This window comes from Lactiplantibacillus songbeiensis (assembly GCF_005405125.1).
Taxonomy (GTDB): domain Bacteria; phylum Bacillota; class Bacilli; order Lactobacillales; family Lactobacillaceae; genus Lactiplantibacillus; species Lactiplantibacillus songbeiensis.
Genome location: NZ_BJDL01000013.1, coordinates 96,445 through 116,077 on the forward strand (window position 1 = coordinate 96,445; position 19,633 = coordinate 116,077).

General features: G+C 42.9%; 18 protein-coding genes. 15 read left to right on the top strand and 3 right to left on the bottom strand.

What is annotated here, in order from left to right; all coding sequences use genetic code 11:
- Window positions 1–13: 13 nt before the first annotated feature.
- On the bottom strand, window positions 14–268 hold the full coding sequence (rpsT, locus tag FFM77_RS06010) for a 30S ribosomal protein S20 (RefSeq protein WP_137634856.1): 255 nt from the start codon (window positions 266–268) through the stop codon (window positions 14–16).
- A 227-nt stretch (window positions 269–495) separates the two neighbouring features.
- On the opposite strand from rpsT, the gene rpsO reads away from it, so the two are divergent.
- The 12 genes from rpsO (at window position 496) to FFM77_RS06070 (ending at window position 13,093) form a co-directional block, all read left to right on the top strand.
- The gene (rpsO, locus tag FFM77_RS06015) at window positions 496–765 is read left to right on the top strand and encodes a 30S ribosomal protein S15 (protein WP_137634857.1); all 270 of its coding nucleotides are present in this window, start codon (window positions 496–498) and stop codon (window positions 763–765) included.
- Window positions 766–913: 148 nt separating this feature from the next.
- Window positions 914–2,119 carry an MFS transporter gene (locus FFM77_RS06020; RefSeq protein ID WP_137634858.1) on the top strand — a complete coding sequence of 402 codons (1,206 nt, stop codon included), beginning with the start codon at window positions 914–916 and terminating at the stop codon, window positions 2,117–2,119.
- A 135-nt stretch (window positions 2,120–2,254) separates the two neighbouring features.
- Window positions 2,255–3,130 carry a 4-hydroxy-tetrahydrodipicolinate synthase gene (gene dapA / locus FFM77_RS06025; RefSeq protein WP_137634859.1) on the top strand — a complete coding sequence of 292 codons (876 nt, stop codon included), beginning with the start codon at window positions 2,255–2,257 and terminating at the stop codon, window positions 3,128–3,130.
- Between the two features lie 15 nt (window positions 3,131–3,145).
- Complete coding sequence (locus FFM77_RS06030; RefSeq protein WP_137634860.1) at window positions 3,146–4,870, top strand: ribonuclease J; 1,725 nt, start codon at window positions 3,146–3,148, stop codon at window positions 4,868–4,870.
- A 65-nt stretch (window positions 4,871–4,935) separates the two neighbouring features.
- Window positions 4,936–5,847, top strand: coding sequence for a hypothetical protein (locus tag FFM77_RS06035; protein ID WP_137634861.1), 912 nt, complete (start codon window positions 4,936–4,938; stop codon window positions 5,845–5,847).
- Between the two features lie 218 nt (window positions 5,848–6,065).
- On the top strand, window positions 6,066–7,253 hold the full coding sequence (tuf, locus tag FFM77_RS06040; RefSeq protein ID WP_137634862.1) for an elongation factor Tu: 1,188 nt from the start codon (window positions 6,066–6,068) through the stop codon (window positions 7,251–7,253).
- A gap of 206 nt (window positions 7,254–7,459) precedes the next feature.
- Window positions 7,460–8,776, top strand: a complete 1,317-nt coding sequence (gene tig, locus FFM77_RS06045) for a trigger factor (RefSeq protein WP_137634863.1) — start codon at window positions 7,460–7,462, stop codon at window positions 8,774–8,776.
- A 114-nt stretch (window positions 8,777–8,890) separates the two neighbouring features.
- Entirely contained in the window at window positions 8,891–9,985 is a 1,095-nt protein-coding gene (locus FFM77_RS06050; protein WP_137634864.1) for an acyltransferase family protein, read from the top strand.
- 165 nt (window positions 9,986–10,150) lie between these two features.
- A complete protein-coding gene (gene clpX / locus FFM77_RS06055; protein ID WP_137634865.1) occupies window positions 10,151–11,413 on the top strand; it encodes an ATP-dependent Clp protease ATP-binding subunit ClpX in 1,263 nt (420 codons plus the stop codon).
- Between the two features lie 219 nt (window positions 11,414–11,632).
- Window positions 11,633–12,226, top strand: a complete 594-nt coding sequence (gene yihA, locus FFM77_RS06060) for a ribosome biogenesis GTP-binding protein YihA/YsxC (protein ID WP_137634866.1) — start codon at window positions 11,633–11,635, stop codon at window positions 12,224–12,226.
- A gap of 1 nt (window position 12,227) precedes the next feature.
- Window positions 12,228–12,524, top strand: a complete 297-nt coding sequence (locus FFM77_RS06065) for a nucleoside triphosphate pyrophosphohydrolase family protein (RefSeq protein ID WP_137634867.1) — start codon at window positions 12,228–12,230, stop codon at window positions 12,522–12,524.
- A 161-nt stretch (window positions 12,525–12,685) separates the two neighbouring features.
- Entirely contained in the window at window positions 12,686–13,093 is a 408-nt protein-coding gene (locus FFM77_RS06070) for an iron-sulfur cluster biosynthesis family protein (RefSeq protein ID WP_137634868.1), read from the top strand.
- 69 nt (window positions 13,094–13,162) lie between these two features.
- Here FFM77_RS06070 and FFM77_RS06075 read toward each other — a convergent pair whose 3' ends face one another.
- Window positions 13,163–13,339: an SPJ_0845 family protein gene (locus FFM77_RS06075; RefSeq protein ID WP_137634869.1), complete on the bottom strand. Its 177-nt coding sequence runs from the start codon at window positions 13,337–13,339 to the stop codon at window positions 13,163–13,165.
- A gap of 204 nt (window positions 13,340–13,543) precedes the next feature.
- Here FFM77_RS06075 and FFM77_RS06080 point away from each other — a divergent pair, with 204 nt between their 5' ends.
- The 3 genes from FFM77_RS06080 (at window position 13,544) to uvrC (ending at window position 17,715) form a co-directional block, all read left to right on the top strand.
- Window positions 13,544–15,022, top strand: coding sequence for an ABC transporter substrate-binding protein/permease (locus tag FFM77_RS06080; protein WP_137634870.1), 1,479 nt, complete (start codon window positions 13,544–13,546; stop codon window positions 15,020–15,022).
- On the top strand, window positions 15,015–15,755 hold the full coding sequence (locus FFM77_RS06085; protein ID WP_137634871.1) for an amino acid ABC transporter ATP-binding protein: 741 nt from the start codon (window positions 15,015–15,017) through the stop codon (window positions 15,753–15,755). The genes FFM77_RS06080 and FFM77_RS06085 overlap by 8 nt, the downstream gene beginning before the upstream one ends.
- Before the next feature lie 145 nt (window positions 15,756–15,900).
- Complete coding sequence (gene uvrC, locus FFM77_RS06090) at window positions 15,901–17,715, top strand: excinuclease ABC subunit UvrC (RefSeq protein ID WP_137634872.1); 1,815 nt, start codon at window positions 15,901–15,903, stop codon at window positions 17,713–17,715.
- A gap of 350 nt (window positions 17,716–18,065) precedes the next feature.
- Here uvrC and FFM77_RS06095 read toward each other — a convergent pair whose 3' ends face one another.
- Complete coding sequence (locus FFM77_RS06095; protein ID WP_137634873.1) at window positions 18,066–19,388, bottom strand: metallophosphoesterase; 1,323 nt, start codon at window positions 19,386–19,388, stop codon at window positions 18,066–18,068.
- Window positions 19,389–19,633: the final 245 nt, after the last annotated feature.

A 19,633-nucleotide genomic window follows, 5' to 3' on the forward strand; every position in this document is an offset into this window, starting at 1 on the left:
TTCGGAATGCACATTACTTAGCGTAACGAGCAGCCATTCGTGACTTGTCACGAGCAGCCTTGTTACGTTTGATAAGGCCTTTAGAAGCTGCTTTGTCAACAGCACTAGTAGCTGCTAAGTATAAAGCATCGACGTTTTCAGCGCCGGCAGTTTTAGCATTTTCGAATTTTTTAACGGCAGTCCGCATTGCACTCATTTGTGCAGTGTTCCGAACATTAGCTTTATTGTTTGTTTTCACGCGTTCAATAGCGGATTTGATAATTGGCATCAGATTCACCTCCATCATTTTTTCAACAAATGCTATTATACATAAGCCCCGGCTCGAATGCAACAGTTATGTGTAAAGTAATTTATCTTGATATGTATTCTAGCTTGCTTTTTAGTGATGACTTTGCTAGACTGTATCAAGTGTTCAGCAACCCTTTACTTAGTTTATCGAGGACCACCAACGATTTACTCAGTTTAGGGCAATTAAACGAAAGGTGGTTGACACACATGGCAATTTCACGCGAAAAGAAGACAGAGCTTATTACTAAATATGCTCGTCACGAAGGCGATACTGGTTCAGTTGAAGTTCAAGTTGCGGTTTTAACTGAAGACATCAACAAATTAAACGAACATTTACGTGTTCACAAGAAGGATTTTCATTCACAACGTGGGTTGATGAAGAAAATTGGTCATCGTCGTAACTTGTTAGCATACTTACGTAAGGAAGATGTTAACCGTTACCGCGATTTGATCCAAGCTTTGGGTCTTCGTCGTTAATATTGATTTTGAGAAAGCTGCCAGCTGGCGGCTTTTTTTATACCCTCATATCGATGTAAACAATACTAAATCTATACATAAAATTTACAGCTTTCAAACGTTTGTTCGGTATGCTTAACTCATTAACGAATGAATGGGGCGTTTAGCGGTGCAAGTAACAGCGAGATTGGCACGTAATTTTCATATTTTATGGTTTGGCAGCTTAATGACAGATTTGGGTAATGCGATGACGTTACCGTTTATTGTGCTCTATATCCAGACGTTAGGCCAATTTACCACAAACCAGGTTACGATTCTAGGAACGAGTGCGTTTGCGATTACGTATGTGTGCAAAGCGATTGCCGCACCGTTTTGGGGCCGTTTGGCTGATCAAAAAGGTCGGAAGCTGATGTGCTTACGAGCGGCTGGCATGATGACAATGACCACTTTAGGCGTGGGATTGGCACCAAATGTCACGGTGCTACTAATATTAAGAGCCGTGCAGGGCGCTTTTTCAGGCTATATCAATAATGCGAATGCCTTGATTTCATTAAGTGCGCCAGCTGAGAATCGGGGGCAACTCTTAAGCAAATTAGTTACCGGGAGTATTAGTGGCACGTTGTTAGGACCATTGCTTGGTGGGGTGCTGGCCAGCACAGTCGGGTATCGTGGGGCGTTTGTTGTCACTAGTGGTGCTATGGCACTCGTTTTTGGCTTGACGTTGTGGGGCGTTCAAGAGACTGTAACGCCGATTAGTCGCGCAGCCCTACCACCATTAAGGCCGGTGCTTCAAAAGCAAGGCTATCGTTTCTTTATCGCGTTGTTGGCCTCACTATTAGTCATTCAGGCAACGACGACTGCAATCACGCCGATTTTGAGCTTGTTGGTGCAAACATTATTACCGAGTCAAACGACCATGTTGATTTTGATCACCGGGGTAGTGGCCGCCGCCCCCGGATTAGCGACGATTTTATTGGCTGGTCGGATTGGGCGGTTAATTGATCAGTTTGGTGCGGATCGTTGCTTGATTGCTTTCTTCACGATTAGTGGTTTGGATTTGCTACTAACTAGTTTAGTGACGCAAGTTTGGCAGTTAGCTGGTTTAAGATTTATTTTAGGCGTTGCTGATGCGGCACTTTTGCCGGCAATTCAAGTGTTGACAGTCCAAAGGGTGCCACGCACTGTTTTTGGTCGGGTATTTAGCTTTAATCAATCAGCCCAAGCTTGTGGCAACGTGTTAGGTCCTGGATTAGCGGCAGTCATCGCGACTCGTTGGGGTTATCAGCCAATTTTTCTAGTTTTATCATTATTAGCGATGGGCGTCCTAACCATGTGGTGGCGTTTCTTTCGCCAGCAGGGGTGGTCTGAACGTTAACGAGGTGTCAGCCTGGCCTAGCCAGTGTGTGGTCTAGCTATTGCTTTACTGAGAAATGTGGTAAACTGGGGTGAGTTACTTATTCGGCGCAAGTACAATGGTACTTGTAAATTTTTATTATAAGGAGTTTTATTCATGAACTTTGAAAATGTTGATTTAATGACTGCCATGGTCACCCCGTTTGACGATCAGCAAAAATTAGCTGATGATCGGCTACACAGCTTGATCGAACACTTATTGGCTCATGGGACCCAAGGCTTAATTGTCGGCGGAACCACTGGCGAAGCCCCAACGTTAACTGACGATGAAAAGATCGACTTGTTAACCAAGACGGCTAAAATTGTTGCGGGACGGGTGCCAATTGTTGCCGGGACGGGTTCGAACAGTACCGCTGGGACGATTGCATTTACCAAACGCGTTAGTCAAATTGAAGGGATTACCGCGGCTTTAGTCGTGGTACCTTATTACAACAAGCCTAATCAAGCTGGGATGATCGCTCATTTTACGGCTGTTGCTGATCAAGGCGGCTTACCAGTGATTATTTATAATATTCCCGGTCGTGTGATCGTTAAGATGGATGTGGATACGGTCTTAGAATTGGCTAAGAATCCCAATATTATCGGTATTAAGCAGTGTGCGTCAATGGAAGAATTTGGCGCCTTGGTGGAACAAGCACCAGCCGACTTTTTAGTCTATACCGGTGAAGATGCTCAAAGCTTAGCGGCTAAAGAAATTGGCGGTGCTGGTGTCATTTCAGTTGCTAGTCACATCTATGGTGATGAAATGTCAGCGATGTATCAAGCTGTTGCCAATGGTGAAATTGCCATGGCAGCTAAGTATCAGCGTGATTTGACCCCGAAGATGGCGGCATTGTTCAGTGCACCATCGCCATCGCCGGTTAAAGCGGCTCTAAATCATGTCGGTCAGTTAGTTGGTAATCCGCGATTACCAATCTTACCATTGACCGCTGCCCAAGAAAATAAGCTATTTCAAACGCTTAACATTAAATGAATCAAGGTGAAATAATTGAGTAGTAAAGTCCAAATTACCCCCATGGGTGGGGTCCGTGAAAACGGTAAAAACATGTACGCTGTTGAAGTTGACGGTGACATTTATATTTTAGATTGTGGGTTAAAATACCCGGAAAATGAATTGCTTGGTATTGATATTGTCATTCCTGATTTCAGTTATTTACGGGAAAATGCTGATCGAATTGTTGGGGTCTTCTTAACTCACGGTCATGCTGATGCGATTGGTGCCTTACCATATTTCTTGAATGAATTTACAGTCCCTGTTTTTGGGTCTGAATTAACCATTGAATTGGCGAAAATTCAATTAAAGAAAGATCCACAAGCGAAGAACTTTGATGACTTCCACATTGTCGATGAAAAGACTGAAATCGATTTTGGTAATGTCACGGTCTCATTCTTCAGAACAACGCATTCAATTCCAGATTCAATGGGAATCGTGGTGCAAACGGATGTTGGTGAAGTTGTTTATACGGGTGATTTTAAGTTTGATCAGACGGCGATTGCTAGTTATCAGACTGATTTTGCTCGCTTAGCTGAAATTGGTTCAAAAGGGGTCTTAGCGCTCTTAAGCGATTCAGCGAGTGCAGAAAACTTCGAACAACCGGTGAGTGAACGTGAGATTGCGTCATACGTCTATGAAACCTTTAAATACCATGAAGGTCGAATTATTGTGGCGTCAGTGGCGTCGAATATCTTACGGATTCAACAAGTGTTGGATGCCGCAGAGAAGTCTGGTCGTAAAGTGGCTTTAATGCCTGGCGATGTTGAAAGCATTATTCAAACGGCCTTAAAACTTGGTAAATTACGTGTGCCGGATGATGTGGTTGTCCCACTTGATTCAATCAGCAAGTTAGATCCGTCACAGACGGTCATTCTGCAAACTGGTCGGATGGGTGAACCCATCAAAGCTTTGCAACGGATGTCGAATAAGCAAGAAGGCAAAGTGAACATTGAGTCTGGTGACCTCGTCTTTATTACGACGACGCCATCACATTCGATGGAAACGGTCGTGGCAAAGACGCGTGATATGATTTATCGGGCCGATGCTGATGTCAAAGCCATTGCTGATGAGATGAATTCATCGGGTCATGCGACGAAGCGCGACTTACAATTGATGATGAATCTGATGAAGCCTAAGTACTTTATTCCCATTCAAGGCGAATACCGATTATTGGATAGCCATGCAGAATTTGCTAAAGAAGTGGGGATTCCAGATGACCATATCTTCATTCCAGCTAAGGGCGACCAGTTGTTGTATGACGGTGATGAGATGCACTTAGCAGGCTCAGTTGAGATTGGCGATACCATGATTGATGGGATTGGTGTCGGTGATATCGGCAATATCGTCTTACGTGATCGTAAGATCTTATCGGAAGATGGGATTTTTGTGGCCGTAGTCACGATTGATCGTAAGAAGAAAAAGATTATTGCAACACCAAAGATTACGTCACGTGGTTTTGTCTACGTCAAGACCAGTAAAGATTTAATGCAAGAAAGCGCGGAATTAGTTAAAGAAACCGTTCAGTCAAATTTGGATAATAAGGAATTTGATTGGGGGCACTTGAAACAAGCCGTGCGTGAAAAATTAAATCATTATTTATGGGATCAGACGAAGCGTCACCCTGTTATCTTGCCAGTTATTATGGAAGTTAATCAGCATCATCGTCGGCATAAGAAAGCCAAGAGCGATGAACCTGAAACAGCGGAAACTGAAGCTTAAAACCAATGATAGCCGGGCATTTTGTCCCGGCTTTTTGGTTACAATCGAAAAGGAGGGGATGTTGCATGTCCACGACAACTCTGGCTCAGGCTCAATCAGCATTAGAAGCCGGTCAATGGTCTTTAGCGGCGAGTCTATTCGAAACGGTCTATCAGACTAACCAAACGCTAGCATTGAACCTGCAACTAGTGACAGCGCTAAAAGCTGATCAGAAGTATACACTTGCCAGTTCATATGCGGCTGAATTTGAAACGGACTATTTAGCCACAGCTGACCGGTTTAAGTTGTACTTGACCGTGTTACTGGCTAGTCATCAATTTATTAAGGCACGTTTGATTACCGAAGCTTGTCGGCAGACGTCGGCTAACTGGCTGGCTGAAGCTGATCAACAGATCAGGACAGCGGAACAAGCTGCCGAGCAAACGATGCAACAGACATTAACAACGACGATGCGACAGTTTTACCACTTATCTGATCAACCGGTCGCTGCACAGGCAGAACGGCTAGCGGCGGCCCAACATTTGACGGTTGCTAAATATCTAACAGCGGCCAAATTCTTATTGGTGGATCCATTCTTACATCAATTGTCGCGCGTCGAAGTATTATACACGTTGCGTGGTTTGGGGACGACCGATGCGGTGCAGTTTTTGTGGTTTGACCAGACCGAGCAGACGGTGGTGCCAGCTGAGCTGCCAGTGATTGGCAGTGATCGGGTCAGTCAACAATTGCAAGCGGAGATTCAACGACAAGCCGGGCAGGTTGATGCAACTTTAGCGGCCGGCTTGCAAGCTGAGTTACCGTTGCAATTAATGTATTTATATCCAACGCCGGCTAAAATTGTGACGGATGCTAAAATTTGGATAAATTTATTAATTGCGACTCAACGTGGGTCAATTCCACGACATTTAACGGTTGCTGGTCAAAAGATGGCTGAAAATCAAGCGAAAATTCGTGAATTTAATGAGAATTTAGTTTAATAATTGAAAGCAATAAGCTTTTACTTACAAAAATTCAACTTTTTGGATAATATCTGTTTACAAATCAGATGGCACTATATATAATGTTTAAGGATTCCTAGTGATGGGTGCGACATTTGGCCTTTTCATTAGGATGTAGTATAATATTAACTAAAGAATTGTCGGGACATTAATTGGCCTGACATTATTCTTGCGAAAATCACAGGAGGTTTCATTTAATGGCAAAAGCACATTATGAAAGAACAAAACCCCATGTAAACATTGGTACTATCGGCCACGTTGACCATGGGAAGACTACTTTGACAGCTGCAATCACAAAGGTATTATCTGAAAAGGGCTTAGCAGAAGCTCAAGATTTTGCCTCAATTGATGCCGCTCCTGAAGAACGTGAACGTGGTATTACTATCAACACCGCGCACGTTGAATACGAAACGGAAAAACGTCACTACGCACATATTGATGCCCCAGGACATGCTGATTACGTTAAGAACATGATCACTGGTGCCGCTCAAATGGATGGTGCGATCTTAGTTGTTGCTGCAACTGATGGTCCTATGCCACAAACGCGTGAACACATCCTCTTGGCTCGCCAAGTTGGTGTTGACTACATCGTTGTTTTCTTGAACAAGACTGATCTTGTTGATGATGACGAATTAGTTGACTTAGTCGAAATGGAAGTACGTGAATTACTTTCAGAATACGATTTCCCTGGTGACGATATTCCTGTTATCCGTGGTTCAGCTTTGAAGGCTCTTGAAGGCGATCCAGAACAAGAAAAGGTTATCATGCACTTAATGGACGTTGTCGATGAATACATCCCAACTCCAGTTCGTGATACTGAAAAGCCTTTCTTAATGCCTGTTGAAGATGTCTTCTCAATCACTGGTCGTGGGACTGTTGCTTCTGGTCGTATCGATCGTGGGACTGTTAAAGTCGGCGATGAAGTTGAAATCGTTGGTTTACACGAAGACGTTCTTAAGTCAACTGTTACGGGTCTTGAAATGTTCCGTAAGACTCTTGACTTAGGTGAAGCCGGCGATAACGTTGGTGCCTTGTTACGTGGTGTTAACCGGGAACAAGTCGTTCGTGGCCAAGTTCTTGCTAAGCCAGGTTCGATCCAAACCCACAAGAACTTCAAGGGCGAAGTTTATATCTTAACTAAAGAAGAAGGTGGCCGTCATACGCCATTCTTCTCAAACTACCGTCCACAATTCTACTTCCATACCACTGACGTTACTGGTGTTATCGAATTACCAGATGGCGTTGAAATGGTTATGCCTGGAGACAACGTTACATTTACAGTTGAATTAATTTCCCCTGTCGCTATTGAAAAGGGTACTAAGTTCACTGTTCGTGAAGGTGGCCATACGGTTGGTGCCGGTGTTGTTTCTGAAATTGATGACTAATCTCTAGTTGATTTTCATTGATTCATCTAAGAGAGACTTGGAGGATTTCTTCCAGGTCTCTTTTTTTTAAGAAAACTAACAATAAAACGCAGTATCTAGCGCTTTTTTAGCCAATCTGGTTTACTTTATTGGAGCGATAGGTTAAACTAATCAAGTATGCAATTGACTTGAATTGTAGAAAATATTAATGTTTCGGAGGGAATACAATGGCTGCAAAGTGGGAAAAGAAAGAAGGCAACCAAGGCGAATTAACATTCGAAATTGGTGCTGATAAGATCCAAGAAGGAATCGACAAGGCCTTCCAACGTACTAAGAAGAATTTAAACGTCCCTGGTTTCCGTAAGGGTAAGGTTCCACGTCAAATCTTCAATCAAATGTATGGTGAAGAAGCACTCTACCAAGATGCTTTGAACATCGTGCTCCCTGAAGCATATGAAGAAGCGATTAAAGATACTGAAATTGAACCAGTTGACCAACCTCAAATCGATGTTGATAGCATGGAAAAGGGTCAACCATGGGTCTTAAAAGCGGTTGTTACCGTTAAGCCTGAAGTTAAATTAGGCGACTACAAAGAACTTAGTGTTACCCGTCAAAATACGCGAGTATACGCTAAGGACGTTGACGCTGAATTAGAATCACGGCGTGAAAAGCAAGCTGAATTAGTCTTGAAAGAAGACCAACCAGCTGCTAACGGCGACACCGTTGTGATTGACTTCAAGGGATTCGTTGATGGCGAACCTTTCGAAGGCGGCGAATCAGAAAACTACTCCCTTGAATTAGGCTCAAACTCCTTTATTCCTGGCTTCGAAGACCAATTAGTTGGTGTTAAAGCTGGCGAAGACAAAGAAGTTAAGGTAACTTTCCCTAAAGATTACCAAGCTGAAGACTTACAAGACAAGGAAGCCACTTTCAAGGTTACTGTCCATGAAGTTAAGACTAAGGAACTCCCTGAATTAGACGACGAATTCGCTAAGGATGTTGACGAAGATGTTGACACGCTTGAAGAATTAAAAGCTAAGATCAAGGATGAACTTAAGGACCAAAAAGAAAAGGCTGCTCATGATGCCATTGAAGACGAAGCTTTAAACCAAGCCGTTGACAATGCTGAAATTGAAGCCGTTCCTGATGCCATGAAGGAAGACGATATTCATCGTCAAATGGATCAATACTTGGCTAATATGCAACAACAAGGTATCGATCCTAAGACCTACTACAAGTTAACTGGGACTTCAGAAGACGATTTACACAAGCAGTTCTCTGCTGATGCAGAACGTCGAGTTAAGACTAACTTGGTCTTAGAAGCCATTGTTGAAGCCGAAGATATCAAACCATCTAAGGAAGAAATCGACAACGAAGTTAAGGACTTAGCAGGTCAATACAACATGGAAGAAAGTGCCGTTCGCGGGGCTTTGACTGATGACATGTTGTCACACGATATCGCTATTCGCCAAGCCGTTGATATGATTACCGACTCAGCTAAGCAAAATGCTAAAGCTGACGATAAAAAAGATGATAAAGACTAATTTTTAGAAATTAGTTGACATTAGTCACGGTAAGTCCGGGTCCTCATTGAGGGCCCGGGCTTTTTTTTGAAAAATTGGCATCAAACGACTGCATCACGGGGGGATCTCAGTTAAATGGATTTCATATTGTTGCTTATTATGGCAAGCTTTGGCTTGTCATTGCGTTATCGGTCGAGTGGGCCTAACGCAGCAGATTTAGACCGTCAGACGACTATGACGATCAATGGGCTGCTTTTGTTGTTGGTGGTCTTTAGTCATTTTATGACCTATATTGCCTTACCGGTGCACTTTGCGAAGCTAACGCAAGTTTGGATGTTGGTAAAAGGCCAATTGATTGTCACGACCTTTCTCTTCTTTTCCGGGTACGGCATTTACGTTCAATTAAAGAAGCGTGGGCGTCCGTATTTAAAAACGTTTCCGAAACATCGACTTTTATTTTTATGGTCGAAATTTGCCCTTGCGGTGACACTGTACTTAATGATTGCGTTGATGACTAAACGGGCATTGACGTTACCACATGTTTTGTTAAGTTATTTAGGACTAGCAACTATCGGTAACAGTGCTTGGTATATTTTTATCATTCTCTTTTTATACGTGTTAACGTATTTTGCCTGGGAATTATTTCCAACTAATCATCGCCAAGCCGTTGGTTTTATCGTCCTCGGGTGTCTAGTTTACATGTTGATTGCTAATTGGTTACTGCCAGAATATTATGCCAATACGGTCTTCTGTTACGTTGCCGGGATGGGGTATGCCCACTATAAAGTAGTGATTGAACGGGTCGTTTGTCGAAATTGGATGCGTTATTTGTTGGTCGGCCTGAGTGCGTTAGTTATTTTTGCTGCAAGTTATTTAATTTGTGCGCAGACCAGTGGCTTAGTTCGCTTGGTTAGTTATCAAATTGCGGGCGTGATGTTTGCCTTTTGTTTTGTCTGGCTCACCATGCGGTTTAACATCCGTAATCCGGTTTTAGCGTATATTGGTGGCCCCGCGATGTTCTCAATTTATATCTTACAACGTATCCCAATGATGGGCTTACAACAAACCGGACTAGTTAATCGTCCTGTTAGCTATTTTATCAGCGTCTTAGGACTTACTTTGTTACTGGGATGGTTGTTTGATAAGGGAACTAGGGTGCTCTGGTTACACAGCTTTGGGCGTTCTAAGCAGGCCAGTAAAGTTGAAGTGAAGCCACTTAGTCATCATTAGAGTGGGCTAGCTCGAAAGTTGCTAGTCAGTTAAGTAGACAAATTATTTCAGGTTTTCAAACCTGCATGTTATAGTAGTTGTCGAGGTTAACCAGCCATAGCTGGTTTTAGCCCTTGTTTTCTGTTATGATTAATTCACGTAAATACATCGATGAGGTGAGAATGAATGTTTGAAAATACCGAGACAAACGGCCCAGTTAACTGCTCATTTTGTGGGAAGTCACAGGATCAAGTTAAGAAAATTGTCGCCGGCCCCGGCGTTTATATCTGCAACGAATGTATCGATTTGTGCAAGGAAATTATCGATGAAGAGTTTAGTGAAGAACGCTCACACGAATTAACAGATATCCCAACGCCTAAGGAAATTGTTGACGAATTGGATCAATATGTTATTGGTCAAAATGAAGCCAAACGGACGCTTTCAGTAGCGGTCTATAACCACTACAAGCGGGTTAAGGCGATGGCCGATAGTGATGAAACAACTGATGGTCCTGAATTGCAAAAGAGTAATATTAGTTTAGTCGGCCCAACTGGTTCTGGGAAGACGTTCTTGGCTCAAAGTTTAGCCCGGATCTTGGATGTGCCATTTGCAATTGCGGATGCGACCACCTTGACTGAAGCTGGATATGTTGGGGAAGACGTTGAAAATATTCTTTTGAAGTTATTGCAAAACGCTGATTATGACGTTGAGCGTGCCGAAAAAGGGATTATTTATATCGACGAAATTGATAAGATTGCTAAGAAGAGTGAAAATGTCTCCATTACTCGGGATGTCTCCGGTGAAGGGGTTCAACAAGCACTCTTGAAGATCTTGGAAGGTACGATTGCGAATGTGCCGCCGCAGGGTGGACGTAAGCATCCACAACAAGAATTCATTCAAATCGACACAACCAACATCTTATTTATCGTTGGTGGGGCATTTGATGGCATTGAAGAGATTGTTAAGCGTCGTTTGGGTGATAAGACGATTGGCTTTGGTTCCGATACAGACGGCAAGAATGCGGTCTTAGACGATACCAAGAGTTTGATGCAACAAGTTGTTCCTGAAGACTTGTTACAATTTGGGTTGATTCCTGAATTTATCGGGCGGCTACCAATCTTAACGGCTTTGGAACGATTAACGGAACATGATTTGGTTCGGATTTTAACGGAACCTAAGAATGCGCTCGTTAAGCAATATCAACGCCTATTATCTTTGGACGGTGTTGAGCTAAAATTCGATGATGAATCCTTAGAAGCGATTGCCCAAGAAGCACTGGCTCGTAATACAGGAGCGCGTGGGTTGCGGTCCATTATTGAAGACACAATGCGTGACATTATGTTCGACATTCCTAGTCGGGAAGATGTTAAGAAAGTGGTTATCAATAAGGCTACCGTTGAAGATCATGCTGAACCAGAATTAGTCCTTGAAGATCAAAAAGCCTCATAAAAATTAAGTTAGTTTGCTAACGGCAAATGACTGGGGCAGACATCACGATGATGCGATTATCGTGATGTCTTTTTTTAGGCCGTGATTGCGGGCAGTCCACTTAACTAGCGGGGCCAATACGGGATGGTGGGATTTCAAGATTAGCCAATCCATTTCCAGAGTTTAGGAGTTGAAATGTGTTAAAATAGACAAAGACTATTTGATAAGGGAGCTATTTTGATGGAAGTGCATAACGTAGAACTAGTAATGAGCGCGGTGGCGCCCAGCCAATACCCCACGACCGGCTTTCCAGAGATTGCGTTGTCAGGTCGCTCGAATGTTGGTAAGTCGTCTTTGATCAATGTGTTGATCAATCGCAATAGCTATGCGCGGACGTCAAGCCAACCGGGTAAAACCCAAACGTTGAACTTTTACAAGGTGGAAGAGCAATTATACTTTGTGGATGTTCCAGGGTATGGCTATGCTAAGGTATCCAAAAAGGATCGCGAAAAGTTCGGGCAAATGATCGAGACGTATTTGACGAACCGTTCAACGTTACGCGGTGTGATTATTTTGGTGGATGCGCGGCATGCGCCAACGCAAGATGATGTGGCCATGTATGACTGGATGCGGTATTACAAGATGCCATTGTTAGTGGTTGCCACTAAGAGTGATAAGATTGCGCGTGGTAAGTGGAATAAACAAGAGAGTTTAATTAAAAAGGCGCTGCATTTCCAAGCAAGTGATGACTTTATTGCCTTTTCAGCGAAGACGAAAGACGGTAAAGACGCGGTTTGGCAATGGATTGAGGCGCACACAGTAGGGGGCAAGTAACTTGGAATTTAATGACTATCAATCCTTAGCGAACCGGACGCTTTATGGGAATGAGCAAGTTTTGACGAACTTATCGTTAGGCTTGGCTTCAGAGACCGGCCAAGTGGTGGATTTAGTTAAAAAGTACACCTTTCATGGTGAAAGCTTGAATAAGGATCAGTTAACGAAGCAAATGGGTGACGTGTTATGGTATTTATCGCAGGTTGCGGAGTGGGCAGATATTCCGTTCGATGAAGTCGCTAAGCAAAATATTGCGAAGCTAAATCAGAAGTATCCGAATGGTAAACCAGCTAAATAAGGGCAACTAGTAGTGACCTCATCAGTGATGAAACGTGATGAGGTCACTTTTTTTGATCATGTGGAACGGTAAAATTGCATTTATGTGCTGGACGCGGTATATTAGTAATTGTAAAAGGGTTGCACACAATCTAATTGTCATAAGCGAAAGGGTGTTGGATAATGAAGATTAATATCAAAGATGATGCACAGGCTTATTTAGCTGATAAGATTCCCGCTGGTAGTCGGGTGATCTTAACCACTGATGATGGCTCCAACAAGTATTCCAGTTTAGGTGGGAGTTGTGCCATTGGTAATAAGTTCCAATTGGTCATTTTGAAAGCTGCTGATCCTAGTTATACAACCCCATTGGAGAATAACGTCGGTTATGAGATGGCCACGACACCCGCCGATGCGATGTTCTTGGGTAATGGCTTAACTATTACCCGTCGGCACAATGCCTTGGCTTTAAAAGATGACAGTGGCATGTTGGACGGCGCCTTATCGGTTGTCGATTGGCGCACCGTCACGCCAGAAACGGAAGCTGAACGGCGTGAAAAGATGCAAACCATCGGCACTAAAATCTGTTAATAATTAGGATAACAAAAGCCGTTAACTTGGATAAAATTCCAGGTTAACGGCTTTTTTGAGCGCCAATGATTATTTAGCGTCTTTGCTCTTTTTAGCGTCTTTAGCTTGATCAGCTTTACGTTTTGAATGTTCGTCAATGGTTTCTTGAATTGCCTTGGTTGACAGTTTGTCTTTATCATCAGGACCAATCGCAAATTTATCGAATAGTTTATCTAAGTTATCTTGACGTTGGACTTTTAAGCTCATGCAATCATTCCTTTCAATTACCGCTAATCATAGCAAATTTTGACGACTTTGTCAGCTTTGACTATTTTATACATTAATTACGCCGTATTAACTGCATAAATGGCTAATTTATGCATAAAATAAAGAAATTATCAAAAATACTTGCATAAATAATCATAAACGCTTATACTTTATTCTTGTAAAATGAAATTAAGGAGAACGCTTATGAAGAAAAAAATAGGGTTGCTACTCGCAATGTTGGCAGCGCTCGTGATGATGGTCGGGGTTTTTGGTAATCCGACGCAAGTACAAGCCGCTGACAACTCATTAGCTAAGATTCAAAAGAAGGGTGTCTTAGTCATGGGGACGTCCCCAGATTATCCACCATATGAATTCCAGGCGACGGTCAAGGGAAAGAGTGCCGTGGTTGGGATGGATGTTAAGATCGGGGAAAAGGTTGCCAAGGATTTAGGCGTCAAGCTAAAGATTAAGTCCATGTCATTTGATTCCTTATTAGTTGCGTTACAGACTGGTAAGATCGATATGATCATTTCTGGGATGAACCCCACACCTGCTCGGCGGAAGAATGTTGATTTCACCCATACCTACTATAAAGGTGGTTATGAGATTGTCATTAATAAGACCGATAAAGGGAAATACAAGAACAAAGATTCATTTAGTGGCGGAACGTTAGGGGCCCAAACTGGGACCACACAATATAACGCCGCTAAGAAGCAAACGAAGAATACGAAAGTTAAAGGGATGACCTCACAATCAGATTTGATTTTGGCGTTACAAAGCCATAAGTTGGATGGGGTTGCCATGGAAAAGCCATCTGCTGAAGCTTATGTCTCCAATAACAAGCAATTAGCTGCCATTCCAAGTGACTTCAGTATGAGTTCTTCCGCGACTAGTTCCGCGATTGCCTTTCGGAAAGGATCAACGAGTCTAGTTAATAAAGTTAATAAGACGGTTGACCAAATTAAAAAGGAAAACTTAGTTAAAAAAGAATACTTGCCGGCTGCTGGGAAGTATTTGAAGACCAATACGGTTAATACCTCGATGGGGCATTACTGGAAAGCCTTCTTAACTGGGATTGAATATACGTTAATTATTACCGTTTGTTCCGTCTTCTTTGGGTTCATCATTGGGGTCTTATTGGCCTTAGCCCGGTTAGCTAAAGGAAACTTCCTGAAGAGCCTCTTACGTTGGATTGCCACGGCTTATGTCGAATTCATTCGGGGCACACCAATGATGGTACAAGTCATGTTTGTTTACTTTGGTTTAGGGTTATTTGTCAATTTACCAGCGTTAACGTCCGGGATTATTGCGATTTCCTTGAACTCTGGGGCTTACGTGGCTGAATACATCCGTGGTGGGATCAATTCTGTTGATATTGGTCAAACAGAAGCTGCTCGAAGCTTAGGGATGTCTAACGGTGAAACGATGCGCTTTGTGGTCTTACCACAAGCATTGAAGAACATCTGGCCATCATTAGGAAATGAATTTATTACCTTGATCAAGGATAGTTCAATCGTGTCGATCATTGGGGTTACTGAATTGATCTATCAAAGTAACATCGTACGTTCTGACACTTATCGTGGGGTTGCGCCAATTGTGGTCATCATGGTCTTATACTTCGTCTTGACCTTTACCGCGTCCCGGATCTTGAACTACTTCGAAAGGAAGATGCAACATGCCTAAACCAGTGATTGAAGTTGAAAAGCTCGCCAAAAGTTTTGGCGACAATGCCGTTTTAAAAGATATTACCGAACAAGTGAACCCTGGCCAAGTGATCGTCGTGATCGGTCCTTCCGGTGGTGGGAAGAGTACGTTCTTGCGTTGCTTGAACTTGTTAGAGACCCCAACTAGTGGGAAAGTTGCCTTTGAAGGCCATGATTTAACGACCATGGATACCAAGAGTGTGAACTCATTGCGTGAAAAAATGGGGATGGTGTTCCAAGGATTCAACTTATTCCCAAACATGACGGTCTTGGAAAACATCAAGTTAGCACCGATGAAGGTTAAACATGCTGATGATGCTAGTGCGACCAAGCAAGCGCATGAATTATTACAACGAGTTGGTTTGGATGACCATGCTGATGCCTTTCCAGATAGCTTATCTGGTGGGCAAGCGCAACGGGTTGCCATTGCACGGGCGTTAGCGATGAATCCGGAAGTGATGTTATTCGATGAACCAACGTCGGCTTTAGATCCTGAAATGGTTGGCGAAGTCTTGAACGTTATGCAAGAGCTTGCCAAGGATGGGATGACGATGGTCGTTGTGACCCATGAAATGGGCTTTGCCAAGTCGGTTGGGGATCGCATCTGGTTCATGGCCGATGGGTATATTCAAGAAAACAGTACACCAGAAAAATTCTTTGCTAATCCGGAAACGGATCGGGCCAAAGATTTTCTTTCAAAAATTTTAATGTAAGCTGAAAAAACGAGCTTGGCCATTGGTCAAAGCTCGTTTTTTTGGTCGTGCTGATTCACCGAACAGACGTGCTCTTTACTTGTCAGACCCTGAGTATCGGCGGTATACTAGTAGCGCTGAATTAGAAGACGGGAGGCGTCGCGGGATGGCTTCGGAACATATTGAACATAAATTATCGTTATTGCCGGATCTACCAGGCTGTTATTTAATGAAGAATTTAAATAGCCAGATTATTTATGTTGGGAAAGCTAAAAATTTAAAAAATCGGGTGCGTTCTTACTTTAAAAGTAGTCATACGGGTAAAACGGCACGTTTAGTTTCAGAGATCGCTGATTTTGAGTTTATCGTCACTTCCACCGATAAGGAAGCTTTTTTGTTGGAAATTACGTTGATTCAAAAGCATCAACCTTATTTTAATATTAAGTTGAAAAAAGGAACCGGCTATCCGTACATTAAGATTACGAACGAACGTGATCCGCAAATCTTGATTGTCAGTGATGTGCGTAAAGATGGTGGGTACTATTTTGGCCCGTATCCGAATGTTTATGCGGCGCAAGAAACGGTCAACTTTATTCAAAAAGTGTATCCGTTACGGCGCTGTCACGGCTTCCAGGGTCGCCCATGTCTGTACTATCATATGGGACAATGTCTCGGAGCATGCTTCCAAACGGTACCGACTGAAAAATATGATGCCCAGATTAAACGAATTAAAGCCTTTTTAAGCGGCCATGTTGAAACGGTCAAGAAGCAATTAACTGCTCGGATGACTAAAGCTGCGGCTGATTTAGAGTTCGAACGTGCTGCTGAATTACGTGATCAACTCACTTATATTGAGATGACAGTTGAAAAGCAAAAAATCATTTCAAATGATCATACGCCGCGGGATCTATTTAACTTTTACTTGGATAAAGGCTGGTTGTCAATTCAAGTTTTCTTCATCCGTCAAGCACGCTTAATGAAGCGTGAGAAGCGGTTATTCCCAATTGTGTCAACGGCACCGGAAGAAATGACGAGTTTTATTCTACAATTCTACAATCGTAAAAATAATGTGTTACCACGAGAAGTGTTAGTGCCAGCGGGTTTAGATAAATCCGTGTTAAGTGATATTCTAGGAATTCCAGTGCGGACACCACAACGGGGCCAGAAAAAGGATTTGCTCGATTTAGCTGAGAAAAATGCCCGGATTGTGTTGGAAGAGAAGTTCCGGTTATTGGAGCTAGATGAACGTAAGACTACCGGGGCGATGAAGGAAATTACGGATGCGCTTGGGTTGCCACCAGGTCATAAGATTGAAGCATTTGACCACTCGCATATTCAAGGGGCCGATTTGGTCTCAGCGATGGTCGTCTTTACGGATGGCCAGCCGAATAAAAAGTTGTACCGCAAGTTTAAGCTCCGAACCGTTGATCATGCGGATGAAGCAGCGTCAACGCGCGAGGTTATTCGGCGGCGTTACACACGACTACTGAAAGAGCATGCCAAGCTGCCTGACTTGATTCTGATGGATGGTGGGGATATTCAGCTAGATGCGGCTAAAGATGTCTTAGAAAACGAATTAGGCTTAGATACACCAGTCGCGGCGATGGTTAAGAATGATCATCATAAGACCGCGGACTTGTTAGCTTCAGCGGGTGATGCCCATTTGAATCTAGATCCCAAGAGTCAAGGCTTTTACTTGTTACAACGGATTCAAGATGAAGTGCATCGGTTTGCGATTACGTTCCATCGCCAAGTGCATACGAAGCATTCATTAAGTTCGCGGTTGGATGAAATTCCTGGCGTGGGTCCCAAAACTCGTAATAAATTATTACGGAAATTTGGGTCAATGACGAAGATTGCGGCAGCCCCAGTTGAAGAGATTCAAAAGCTTGGTATTGCCAAGAACGTGGCTCAGACCATTAAATTCTCACTTGCGGGTGGCGGGGTGACACCGAAGCACTACCAAAAAGGGGCGACATAGCCGAAAAATTAGTTGGCGGTTACAATTTTGTAATCTTTTTGTAACTCAACTAATAAACAATAGCAATATTTCTATCGTATACTCAAGATGTTATATAAGTTTTGCACCAGAAAAAGATGCTAGTAAGGATCATTTCTGCAGGCTGATATAACCACAACGTCAAGAAATACCCGTAGCCGACATTTTTGTTGGTTGCGGGTATTTTTTGTTTCGTAGTTAGCAACTAAATAACTGTATGATACAAAGTCTGGTAGTGGTTGACTTTATACCAGACCTAATTTTGGGTAATGATGGATGAAAAAGGTACACCATCAATTCGATGGTGTACCTTAGGATTTAACCGAGTGATTTTAACGAACACTGCCGGACCAATCAACATTGCCGTGTAAGTGCTTCGTCTGTAAGATAAATTGACGTAACCGAGTCGATTTCGGCATCTTTTCCCAAGCCTGGATATTGGCACTATTTTTAACGGGTTGCCCGCTGAAGAGGGCAATATTAGCTTCCCCCATGCCGGCTGCTAAGATCTTAATCTTTTTAGTTGAGACCTTTGATTCTGAGCGGTCTTCATATAACTGACTTAAAGCGGCATTATAGCCGGATGCATATAAGACATCGTGATCATATTTTCGATACGTGTTAGCGGCACTGGTTCCTTGGTTGGCCTTAATGTAATTAGCCACATTTACCGGCTTAGCATGATAGGTCGCAGTTCCTGCCGTTTGGTCGATTTTTAAAGTCCCATAATAGTGATTGCCTAGGATTAAGGCTCCGCTGGCAATCTCGGTTAATTTGGTGCCATTGACGGTTGTGGCTTTAATATTTTGGGCATGAATGTGGCCACTAAGGGTTAGTTTAGCATTCGCTTTGCTAAAGACTTTTTGAACTTGATCTGCGTAGCCAATCGTATAGCTTTGATGAATCATGGTATGATCCATTAAATTATGGTGCATGACCGGAATTAAAGTGGCATGTTGCTTTTTAGCTTCACGGCCAATTTTAGCAATCCAGTCTAGGGTGCCATCCGTAAACCCGCCACCGACAGTTGAGCTGCCTTGCTGGTAATTGCCCTTATAAATAGCCGAATCGAGCATTAAGAACCAGGTCTTTTGACTCGGTTTAACGAGGTAGCTGAGGGAACTGCTATCATGTTGCACGCTGGCATCATAACCGGCCTTTGCATAGATACTTTTGAATTCAGTCGGACTAACCGCGTCAGTACCGTATTGCTTCTTACCTTTAAAGCTACGGGTCATTGGATTATTGATGTCGTGGTTGCCAGGAACAACGTAAACACGGATGTGCTGCTGTGTCAGTCGCTTTAATTGACTGGCTACATACTCATGGCTAGCTTTTTCGCCGTTATTCGTAATATCGCCACTCACAATGACCACATCTGGTTTTTTATGTAACGCCGTGGCAATAAAGGCTTTAAAAATTGTCGCACTGTATTTTAAATCAGCACCAGCATCGCTAGCTGCATAAGATTTAAAAGCGCTACCATTATCATGTAACTTGGGTGCAATAACATGGTCATCACTAATGACCATTGCCGTGAGCTGGCGAGTCTTAACTTGGCTGGGGCTAGACTTGGTTTGGGCCTGACAGCCAGCTAATAGGAGGGCACTACCTAACACTAAGGTTAATGCCCAGTGACGGATCGTATTTTTCACAAGAATCGTCTCATTTCATTGAAGTAATAGTTTTATTATACCCGTTTATTCACTGGATTGGATAGTTATTTAACCGAATAAAGCAAACATCCGGCATTAATGTCTGGCGTAAAGGACGTCTAAATCGAAAAAAAAGCTGGTCGCCAATGAAGACGACCAGCTTAAAATTTGGTTCTACAATATTTGGTGTTGATGGATTTCCCATCAACACCAATTTTTGTGTAAACTAAAAGGACACATCCTCA

What these genes read in the sequence shown, in the direction of transcription:
- rpsT (WP_137634856.1), bottom strand. Translation starts at nt 268, where the DNA reads ATGCCAATTATCAAATCCGCTATTGAACGCGTGAAAACAAACAATAAA.
- rpsO (WP_137634857.1), top strand. Translation starts at nt 496, where the DNA reads ATGGCAATTTCACGCGAAAAGAAGACAGAGCTTATTACTAAATATGCT.
- dapA (WP_137634859.1), top strand. Translation starts at nt 2,255, where the DNA reads ATGAACTTTGAAAATGTTGATTTAATGACTGCCATGGTCACCCCGTTT.
- FFM77_RS06035 (WP_137634861.1), top strand. Translation starts at nt 4,936, where the DNA reads ATGTCCACGACAACTCTGGCTCAGGCTCAATCAGCATTAGAAGCCGGT.
- tuf (WP_137634862.1), top strand. Translation starts at nt 6,066, where the DNA reads ATGGCAAAAGCACATTATGAAAGAACAAAACCCCATGTAAACATTGGT.
- tig (WP_137634863.1), top strand. Translation starts at nt 7,460, where the DNA reads ATGGCTGCAAAGTGGGAAAAGAAAGAAGGCAACCAAGGCGAATTAACA.
- FFM77_RS06050 (WP_137634864.1), top strand. Translation starts at nt 8,891, where the DNA reads ATGGATTTCATATTGTTGCTTATTATGGCAAGCTTTGGCTTGTCATTG.
- clpX (WP_137634865.1), top strand. Translation starts at nt 10,151, where the DNA reads ATGTTTGAAAATACCGAGACAAACGGCCCAGTTAACTGCTCATTTTGT.
- yihA (WP_137634866.1), top strand. Translation starts at nt 11,633, where the DNA reads ATGGAAGTGCATAACGTAGAACTAGTAATGAGCGCGGTGGCGCCCAGC.
- FFM77_RS06070 (WP_137634868.1), top strand. Translation starts at nt 12,686, where the DNA reads ATGAAGATTAATATCAAAGATGATGCACAGGCTTATTTAGCTGATAAG.
- FFM77_RS06075 (WP_137634869.1), bottom strand. Translation starts at nt 13,339, where the DNA reads ATGAGCTTAAAAGTCCAACGTCAAGATAACTTAGATAAACTATTCGAT.
- FFM77_RS06080 (WP_137634870.1), top strand. Translation starts at nt 13,544, where the DNA reads ATGAAGAAAAAAATAGGGTTGCTACTCGCAATGTTGGCAGCGCTCGTG.
- FFM77_RS06085 (WP_137634871.1), top strand. Translation starts at nt 15,015, where the DNA reads ATGCCTAAACCAGTGATTGAAGTTGAAAAGCTCGCCAAAAGTTTTGGC.
- uvrC (WP_137634872.1), top strand. Translation starts at nt 15,901, where the DNA reads ATGGCTTCGGAACATATTGAACATAAATTATCGTTATTGCCGGATCTA.